This is a genomic window from Streptococcus mitis SK597 (assembly GCF_000148545.1).
In the GTDB taxonomy this organism is placed as follows: Bacteria; Bacillota; Bacilli; order Lactobacillales; family Streptococcaceae; genus Streptococcus; species Streptococcus mitis_C.
This window is the reverse complement of sequence record NZ_AEDV01000057.1, coordinates 1-2,439: the sequence shown is the minus strand read 5'-3', so window position 1 is coordinate 2,439 and position 2,439 is coordinate 1. Positions and strand designations below refer to the sequence as shown.

Here is a 2,439-nt window from a genome sequence, read left to right as displayed (position 1 = left end):
CGGTTTGAAGAGATTTTCGAAGAGTATAAAATAACAGTATAGGAGAGGTAGAAAATGGAACGATTAGAAGATTACATTGCTTTTGACTTAGAATTTAATCAGCATGAAGGACAAACACACTTGATTCAAGTATCGGCAGTGCGTTTTAGAGATGGTCAGGAAATCGATGCCTATGATTCCTATGTTCATACCAATGTACCTTTAAAAAGTTTTATCAATGGTTTGACAGGGATTACAGCTGAGACCTTAAAAGATGCTCCCCCAGTGGAGAAAGTTATCAAAGATTTCCAAGAGTTTGTGGGTTCTTTACCCATGGTAGGATACAATGCTGTTAAAAGTGATTTGCCTATTCTAGCAGAGCATGGTTTAGACTACAGCCAGCAGTATAAGGTGGATTTGTATGATGAAGCTTTTGAACGTCGCAGTTCGGATTTACATGGTATTGCCAATCTCAAATTGCAAACTGTTGCCTCATTTCTTGGATTTCAAGGTCAGTCCCATAATAGCCTGGAGGATGCTCGTATGACGGCGCGTGTTTACGAGTCCTTCCTAGAGTCAGATCAAGCTAGAGAATTGTTAGAGACAGAAAGTAGCTTATCAAACAATCCTTTTGGTGGCTTGGACTTGTCTCAATTATTTGACTAGGAGTGCCTATGAAACCTGAAAAACCTAAAAATCTAGGTTTTAGGAAAATCTACTTTAATCTAGATAAAATTCTCTTTCTCTTTTTCTTGATATTCATGATGATTGAGTTTGTCTGGTTACCACTTAATTCTTGGATTGCTGGACTTTTACTCCGTCAGACAGGCTATCTCTTTCTTTCCTACAACAATATTTTTGCCATTATAAAGGGTTCTCCCTTTGTTAGTCTTGCTTTATTTATTCTGGTGATTGTTAATTTATTGGTCGCCTATTACCAGATAGGACTTCTCTTTATCGGAGCTCGCCATCTCCTCTATCATGAAAGGAGAACTCTGCTGGAGTACAGTCGCAAGGTCTTTCGTCAAAGTTTCTTGTTTATGAAGCAAGTGACGATTTCAAAAATGGCCTTTATCTTCTTTTATGTCATGATGCTCTTTCCATTGATTCGAAAGATTTTAAAGATTTATTACCTCAATAAAATCGTCATTCCGGAATTTATCGTTGATTATGTGGAAGACAAGTATTGGCTAGTAGGTATAGTGGTTACTATTCTGGCTTTACTTCTATTTTACATTTCAGTTCGTTTCATGTTTGCCCTACCTCAGCTTTTATTTGAGAAGAAAACAGTCAAAGAAGCAGTTAGATACAGTCTAGTGAAGACCAGAAAGCAATCTTGGTTTTATATCTGGAACTTGCTCTGGATTGTCGTCAAAACCTATCTATTTTTCATTCTTCTCCTCATTCCAATCTTAGCAAGTCAGGTACTGATGGATGGTCTGACCCATAAAGAATCTCTTGTGCTGGGAATTATCAACTTTGTCTTGATTAAGAATTTCCACTATATAGCCTTGACTTACTTTCTCATTAAGTTTGTTTCCTTTTTGACAGGGGAGGAACTAGAAATCACACCAAGGAGAAAGAAAGACCACTGGATGAGAGGGGGAGTGATGGGCTGTGCTTGTATCTTTTTCGCTCTTGAGGGTTATGTTTATTTAGAAGCTCCAGTTTCACATAAACCTTTAATTATCTCTCATCGCGGTGTTTCAGATAAAAATGGTGTTCAAAATACCGTCCAATCACTAGAAAAAACCGCTCAGTTATCTCCAGATTTCGTTGAGACGGATGTTCAGGAAACAAAAGATGGCCAGTTTGTCATGATGCATGATGCCAATATCAAGAATCTGACAGGAGTTAATGCCAATCCTCAGGATCTAACTTTGGATGAATTAACCAAACTTGATATTTTTGAAAATAGCTATCATACTAAGGTATCTAGTTTTGATGACTACCTTAACAAAGCCAATGAATTGCATCAGAAACTTCTTATTGAAATTAAAACCAGTCGAAAAGATAGTCCAGATATGATGAAACGCTTTATGGAAAAATATGGAACGGTTCTTAAGCAGAATGGTCATCAAATGCAATCTTTAGACTACCATGTGATTGATCAGGTGCTAGCCTACGATTCTCAAATTCCAGTCTATTTCATCCTACCTTACAATAGTATCTTTCCAAGAACCAAGGCTACAGGTTACACCATGGAGTATTCAACTTTAGATGAAAATTTTGTCAACAAGCTTTGGAATACGGATCAGAAATTGTACGTTTGGACCATCAATAGTTCAGAGTCCTTTGATAAATCTGTTCAGTTAGGAGCAGATGGCATGATAACAGATGACTTGGAAATGATTCAAGACCAGGTAACCATTGCCCAAGAAGACCCAGAGTATACGGATTTACTGTTCAAACAGGCCATGGAATTCTTTAATTTTTAGTATAGTAAAATGAACCAAAAAT

Annotated in this window: 2 protein-coding genes; both read left to right on the top strand. The window is 37.2% G+C overall.

Annotated features, from left to right (window positions below; all coding sequences use genetic code 11):
* The first annotated feature begins 54 nt into the window (after nt 1-54).
* Nucleotides 55-645, top strand: a complete 591-nt coding sequence (locus SMSK597_RS08730) for a 3'-5' exonuclease (protein WP_000440240.1) — start codon at nt 55-57, stop codon at nt 643-645.
* An 8-nt stretch (nt 646-653) separates the two neighbouring features.
* Nucleotides 654-2,417: a glycerophosphoryl diester phosphodiesterase membrane domain-containing protein gene (locus tag SMSK597_RS08725; RefSeq protein ID WP_000801744.1), complete on the top strand. Its 1,764-nt coding sequence runs from the start codon at nt 654-656 to the stop codon at nt 2,415-2,417.
* Nucleotides 2,418-2,439: the final 22 nt, after the last annotated feature.

Excerpts from the sequence above, each read along its gene's own strand:
- SMSK597_RS08725 (WP_000801744.1), top strand. The coding sequence starts at position 654 with ATGAAACCTGAAAAACCTAAAAATCTAGGTTTTAGGAAAATCTACTTT.
- SMSK597_RS08730 (WP_000440240.1), top strand. The coding sequence starts at position 55 with ATGGAACGATTAGAAGATTACATTGCTTTTGACTTAGAATTTAATCAG.